A 6,306-nucleotide genomic window follows, 5' to 3' on the forward strand; every position below is an offset into this window, starting at 1 on the left:
AAAGTGTAATTATACTATGTACACTGTCAGCATCCGCCAACTTATTTTTAGGCGGTGTAAAACTGTGGCTGAAAGGTTGAAAATTGGAATAAAAGGTCTTAGGCCGTCTGAAACTTGTCATATAAAGTTTCAGACGGCCTTTGCTGTCATGGCGGATTAAGCGTTCAACAGGCTTTCGTCCAATGTCAGCTCTTCGTTTTTATTGACGGCGACTTTGCGTGCCAAAACGTTTTGGGCGATTTCGTGTGCTTCGGCAAGCGAGTGCATCAGGTAAGTACCGCATTGGTATTCGTTCAGCTCGGGGATTTTGCTTTGGTCTTGAACGGTCAAAACATCCTGCATTGAAGCGAGCCATGCGTCGGCTACTTTTTGCTCGTCGGGCGTACCGATGAGGCTCATGTAGAAACCGGTACGGCAGCCCATCGGGGAAATGTCGATGATTTCGACGCCGTTGCCGTTTAAGTGGTCGCGCATAAAGCCTGCGAACAGGTGCTCCAGCGTGTGAATGCCTTTTTCAGGCAGGATTTCTTTGTTGGGAATGCAGAAACGCAGGTCAAACACGGTAATAGTGTCGCCTTTGGGCGTGGTCATGGTTTTTGCCACGCGTACGGCAGGGGCGTGCATACGGGTGTGGTCGACTTTGAAACTATCTAGTAGGGGCATTTGGGTATCCTTTGAGGTAAATAGATTTTTAGTTAGGGATATTTGAAGACTGAATCACAATTCCGCAATCTCAATTGCTTCGCCCGAAGCCGCGCTCAGGGCTTCGTTTAAAACGTCGTAGAAATCCCGTCCGTCACGCGTTGCCAGCCATTTGCCGTTTTGCTCGGCGAAATGGTAGCCGCCGCTTTTGGCGGCAATCCACAATTCTTGGTTGGGCGTGTGGCGGTTGACGATGATTTGCGTGCCGTCTTCGGCTTCGATGGTCAGTACGTTTCCGGCAAACTGGCAGTCGAAATCCCAGCCGTTTTCGTCGATTTGGTCTTCGATGTGTTCGAACAATTCTTCGCTCATGCGGATGAATTCGCTTTCGGTCATCATGGCTTTTTGTGTGGTTTTTGTTTAAGATACCGAATCTTGCCACATTCGTAATGATGAAGAAAGTTTTACTGATGAAATACGGCGTATTTTTTGCAGCGGCAACGGCTCTGCTGCTTTCTGCCTGCGGCTACAAAGGCGACCTCTACCTGCCCAAAGAAGGCGACAAGGCGCGCTTCGGCGTGATTCAGACTGGCTTGAAATTCGATACGGCCAAAGAACCGACCACTCAAACCAACGACTAAAAAAGATTCACAAACATGACCTTATTCTGCGAACAACTCCCTTATACACACCTTGCCGAAGAGTTTGGTACGCCGCTTTATGTGTACAGCAAATCTGCGCTGACCGAGGCATTTGAAAACTACCAAACCGCGTTTTCCGCTTTAAATCCGCTTGTCTGCTACGCGGTTAAAGCGAATGGCAACCTGAACATCATCAAACACTTTGCTTCTTTGGGGAGCGGTTTTGACATTGTGTCCGGCGGCGAGTTGGCGCGCGTTTTGGCGGCCGGCGGCGATGCGGCGAAAACGATTTTTTCCGGTGTGGGCAAGAGTGAGGCAGAAATTGAATTTGCGCTGAATGCCGGCGTGAAATGCTTTAATATGGAGAGCATTCCCGAAATCGACCGTATTCAAAAGGTTGCCGCGCGTTTGGGGAAAGTCGCTCCGGTCTCCCTGCGCGTCAATCCTGATGTCGATGCCAAAACTCATCCTTATATCTCCACCGGTTTGAAAGCCAATAAATTTGGTATTGCCTATGCCGATGCGCTTGAGGCCTATCGTCATGTTTCCCTACAAAGCCATTTGAAAATTGTCGGTATCGACTGCCATATCGGCTCGCAACTGACCGACCTCAGCCCGCTCATCGAAGCCTGCGAACGTATTTTGGCCTTGGTCGACCAACTGGCAGACGAAGGCATTGTGTTGGAACACTTGGACTTGGGCGGCGGTGTCGGCATTGTTTACCAAGACGAAAATGTGCCTGATTTGGGCGCGTATGCCCAAGCCGTTCAAAAACTGATCGGCACACGCCGTCTGAAACTGGTCCTCGAGCCAGGTCGTAGTTTGGTTGGCAATGCAGGCGCGTTATTGACGCGAGTCGAATTCGTAAAACATGGCGAAGAGAAAAACTTTGTGATGGTCGATGCGGCGATGAACGATTTGATGCGTCCGGCGCTTTATGATGCCTATCATCACATCGAAGCGGTCGAAACCAAAGACATTGAGCCTTTGACGGCCAATATCGTTGGCCCGATTTGCGAAACCGGCGACTTTCTCGGCAAAGACCGCACCATCGCCTGCGAAGAAGGGGATTTGCTGCTTATCCGCAGCGCCGGTGCGTATGGCTCAAGCATGGCGAGTAACTACAACACGCGCAACCGTGCGGCGGAAGTATTGGTTGACGGCAGCGGATACAAACTTATCCGCCAACGTGAAACCGTCGAGCAGCAAATGGCCAACGAATTGGCTTGTTTGTAAGGTTTGATTGTTTAAAAGGCCGTCTGAAAGCTTGATTGACTTTCAGACGGCCTTTGCTATGAAAGAAAAGGGCATGTATCAAACATGCCCTTTTTTAGTTTATCAATAATGCGGCGGAATCTCGTCGCGCAGGCTGTACGGTTCGCGTTCGCCGTTTGCGCCTTTGTCCTGCATCCGTTGATACAGAAGCCGCAACTGACCTTGTTGCAAATCCAAAGCCTGTTGCATCTTGGCGATGGTGTCGTTCAGGCTGCCGATTAAATCTTCCTGCAAGGCCGTCTGAATTTCCAGCTCGGTGACGCGGTGTTCCAATTCCTGAATATCGCTCATATTACAGCACCATCGCGGCAATCCAGCCTGCAACCATCAGCGGGATATTGTAGTGGATAAAGGTCGGGATAACCGAATCGCGGATGTGGTCGTGCTGACCGTCGGCATTCAAACCCATGGTCGGACCGAGTGTCGAGTCGGAAGCGGGGGAACCCGCATCGCCCAGCGCGCCTGCCGTGCCGACGATGGCCACGGTAGCCATTGGGGAGAAGCCCAAGCTGATGCACAAAGGCACATAAATCGCGGTAATAATCGGCAAGGTGGAGAAAGACGAGCCGATGCCCATGGTTACCAGCAGGCCGACAAACAGCATGGTAAAGGCGGCCATGCCTTTATTGCTTCCGAACAAAGCCATGCTGTGTTCGACCAAAGGCTGAATCTCGCCGGTCGCGTTCATGACGGCGGCAAAACCTTGCGCCGCAATCATAATAAAGCCGACCATCGCCATCATTTTGATGCCTTCGCCGAACACATCGCTGGCGGCGGAGCGGTTCATCACGCCCAACATCATAAACACGGCAAAGCCCAACATCGCGCCCAATACCAGCGAACCATCGTACGAAAGCTGAATGGCAAAACACACGGCAATCGCCACGGCCGCCACCAAGCTGCGATAGGTTGAAGGCTCTTGTTGTTGCACTGCTGCGCGGTTGTCTTCCGTGTCAGTGGTATTGTTTTGATAAATGCGCGGCTTGCGGTAGTGCAAAAAGGCCAGCAGCAAGCCGGACACCATGCCCAAAGCCGGAATCGCCATTGCATGCATCACATTGATGCCGCTGGTGTCCATGCCTGCCGAGCGGATATTGCCCAACATGATGTCGTTCAAGAAGATGGCGCCAAAACCGTAAGGCAGAAACATATAAGTCGTTACCAAACCAAACGTAATCACGCAGGCCACCAAGCGGCGGTCGAGTTTCAAACGGTTGAATACCAACAGCAGCGGCGGAATAATCATCGGGATAAACGCGATATGAATCGGCACAACGTTTTGGCTCATCACGCCCATGCACAAAATAATCGCCAGCAGCAGCCATTTGACCGCGCCTTCGCCTTTCGCATTGCCTTCACCGCCGTTGAGTTTGCGGATAATCACGCCGGCGAGCTGTTGCGGCAGGCCGGAATGCGTGATGGCCATGGCAAACGCGCCGAGCATGGCATAAGACAGCGCGATTTGCGCCCCGCCTTTCAGACCTTCGTTAAAAACAGGAATAATCCCTTGCTGCACCACATCGCCGGCCGCGTTGGTTACATTTTCCAAAGGCATACCGGCCACCAAGCCGCCGACAAACGCGCCGACAGCCAAGCTGAGCACCACATGCACGCGCGATAAAGACAGCACAAGCATGATGATGACCGCAATTACAACCGCATTCATATCGTTCTCCGTTGTTTCAGACGGCCTGTTATGTAAAAACAGGCAATCATCTGTTTACATATTACAAATAAACATCATAACCCAAGCATGAAGCCTTTGCAAAAAACGGCAGGCCGTCTGAAACCCGGAGCATCGGTTTCAGACGGCCTGCCGTTAACCCTTATTCAGAGTTTTAATAGGGCGTGCGGTTCTGGCGATAAAAATATCTAAAAAACACGCGCTTCCTATTCTTTGCATATGGTACCAATGTTAAAATCGATACAATGTCTTGGTTTTAGGTTTGTTACTGAAATTAAAGCATTTATTGATAAAACCCAATTCAATAATACGCAAACAAAGGAAAGAAACTATGGATATTCTGACACGGCTGCACAATCTGCCGCCTTCCCGATTTCATTACAAACTTCTGGTCTTGGTCGGCATAGGTTGGCTGTTGATGCCATGGATACAGGCTTGGTGTCGTTTGTATTGCCTGCTTTGGGCAAAGATTGGGCGTTGGCTCCGGCGCAGTTAGGCTGGATTGTCAGCATTGCCTTTGTCGGCATGGCTTTGGGCGCGGTATTTAGCGGCTGGCTGGCGGACAGGTTCGGACGGAAAACCGTTTTTGCCGGCACGATGGTGGTGTACAGCATTGCCACAGGTTTGTGCGCGCTTGCGCCTGATTTGACGGTTTTGCTGGTGTGCCGCTTTTTTGTCGGCGTCGGCTTGGGAGGTCAACTGCCCGTCGCCGTGTCGCTGGTCAGCGAATATGCGCCGCCGAAAGTACGCGGCCGTTTTATTGTTTTGCTGGAAAGCTTTTGGGGCTTGGGCTGGCTCTCAGCCGCGCTGGTGTCTTATTTCTTTATTCCGCAGACCGGCTGGCACAGCGCGTTTTTATTTGGCGCCTTGCCCCTGTTTTATGTGCCGTTGGTGTTGAAATTCGTTCCCGAATCCGTGCCTTACCTGCTTTCCCGCGGCAAAACCAACGAAGCGCACCATTTAGTATCCGCGCTGGAAATTCAATCGGGCATAACGCCTCCGATAGAAGCCGTTGCCGCACCGGCCGCCCCGCGTGAACGCATCCGCTTCTTCCAACTTTGGCAACATCCGTTTGCACGGCGCACGCTGATGCTGTGGCTGGTTTGGTTCGGCATCGTGTTTTCGTATTACGGCATTTTTACTTGGTTGCCCAAACTGCTGGTCGAGCAGGGCAATACCGTGGTCAAAACCTTTGAATATGTGTTGGTGATGATTGTTGCGCAACTGCCCGGCTATATAGCTGCCGCGGCTTTGGTGGAGAGAATCGGCCGCAAAGCAACGCTGGCAGGCTTCCTGGCCGCTTGCGCCGTGTGCGCATGGTTTTTCGGGCAAAGCACCACTGCGGCCGAAGTCATGGTTTGGGGTAGCCTGATGTCCTTCTTCAACTTGGGCGCATGGGGCGTTTTGTACACCTACACCCCCGAACTCTACCCCTTGCGCTTCCGTGCCTTCGCATCCGGCTGGGCAGGCGCCATCGGCCGTATCGGCGGCATACTCGCCCCCATGGTAGTAGCGGCGATGGTAGGCAATAGCGGCGGCTTCGGCAATATCTTTATGATGTTTGCCCTGGTTATGCTGCTGATTGTGGCGGTAATCTTGGTATTGGGTGAAGAAACCAAAGGCCGTACGCTGGAAGACATCAGCCAATAAAAGGCAAAGCAAAAAAGGCCGTCTGAAAAAATATTTTCAGACGGCCTTTTTATTTGCGTCTGTAATTTTAATACATCAATTTTCTGTTTTTATCTTAATTACTGAGGAAAGCGACGAAGAATAACCGTCTTTGTTTTCGTATAGATAAAAATATTATACTTCAAAGAATTAAAATGAATAAACGATAAAATGGCCGTCTGAAAAGTTCAATCATGGTTTGTGATTTAGGTCAAAGCAAAATGTAACTAAATTACCTATAGTTATCGTAGTGAAAATTTATTGACCTTATTGCCACCTTTTATTAAGGAGATACACCATGAACGCATCAGCCGACAACGTCGTCAGCCCAGCCGTAGCCGAGGTAAACAGCCTGGTTGACAAGGGTTTACGGGCATTGGACGAGTTTCTTAAGCT

7 protein-coding genes are annotated in these 6,306 nt (G+C 50.9%); 3 read left to right on the forward strand and 4 right to left on the reverse strand.

Annotated elements, in window-relative coordinates:
- Window positions 1-156: 156 nt before the first annotated feature.
- Together luxS and cyaY are read right to left on the reverse strand one after the other, a co-directional pair.
- Entirely contained in the window at window positions 157-663 is a 507-nt protein-coding gene (gene luxS, locus ACTHUE_RS09405) for an S-ribosylhomocysteine lyase (RefSeq protein ID WP_004518928.1), read from the reverse strand.
- 54 nt (window positions 664-717) lie between these two features.
- Window positions 718-1,041, reverse strand: a complete 324-nt coding sequence (gene cyaY / locus ACTHUE_RS09410) for an iron donor protein CyaY (RefSeq protein ID WP_004518927.1) — start codon at window positions 1,039-1,041, stop codon at window positions 718-720.
- A gap of 50 nt (window positions 1,042-1,091) precedes the next feature.
- Here cyaY and lptM point away from each other — a divergent pair, with 50 nt between their 5' ends.
- Together lptM and lysA are read left to right on the forward strand one after the other, a co-directional pair.
- Window positions 1,092-1,283 carry an LPS translocon maturation chaperone LptM gene (lptM, locus tag ACTHUE_RS09415; protein WP_003684659.1) on the forward strand — a complete coding sequence of 64 codons (192 nt, stop codon included), beginning with the start codon at window positions 1,092-1,094 and terminating at the stop codon, window positions 1,281-1,283.
- 15 nt (window positions 1,284-1,298) lie between these two features.
- The gene (gene lysA / locus ACTHUE_RS09420; protein WP_004518925.1) at window positions 1,299-2,519 is read left to right on the forward strand and encodes a diaminopimelate decarboxylase; all 1,221 of its coding nucleotides are present in this window, start codon (window positions 1,299-1,301) and stop codon (window positions 2,517-2,519) included.
- Between the two features lie 102 nt (window positions 2,520-2,621).
- On the opposite strand, the gene ACTHUE_RS09425 is transcribed toward lysA, so the two are convergent.
- Entirely contained in the window at window positions 2,622-2,849 is a 228-nt protein-coding gene (locus ACTHUE_RS09425) for a SlyX family protein (protein WP_004518924.1), read from the reverse strand.
- Window position 2,850: 1 nt separating this feature from the next.
- Window positions 2,851-4,224, reverse strand: coding sequence for a Na+/H+ antiporter family protein (locus tag ACTHUE_RS09430; RefSeq protein WP_049335972.1), 1,374 nt, complete (start codon window positions 4,222-4,224; stop codon window positions 2,851-2,853).
- 246 nt (window positions 4,225-4,470) lie between these two features.
- Between ACTHUE_RS09430 and ACTHUE_RS09435 the strand changes: the two genes are divergently transcribed.
- Window positions 4,471-5,892: an MFS transporter gene (locus tag ACTHUE_RS09435; RefSeq protein ID WP_440361231.1), complete on the forward strand. Its 1,422-nt coding sequence runs from the start codon at window positions 4,471-4,473 to the stop codon at window positions 5,890-5,892.
- Window positions 5,893-6,306: the final 414 nt, after the last annotated feature.

Source organism: Neisseria sp. P0021.S005, assembly GCF_051956955.1.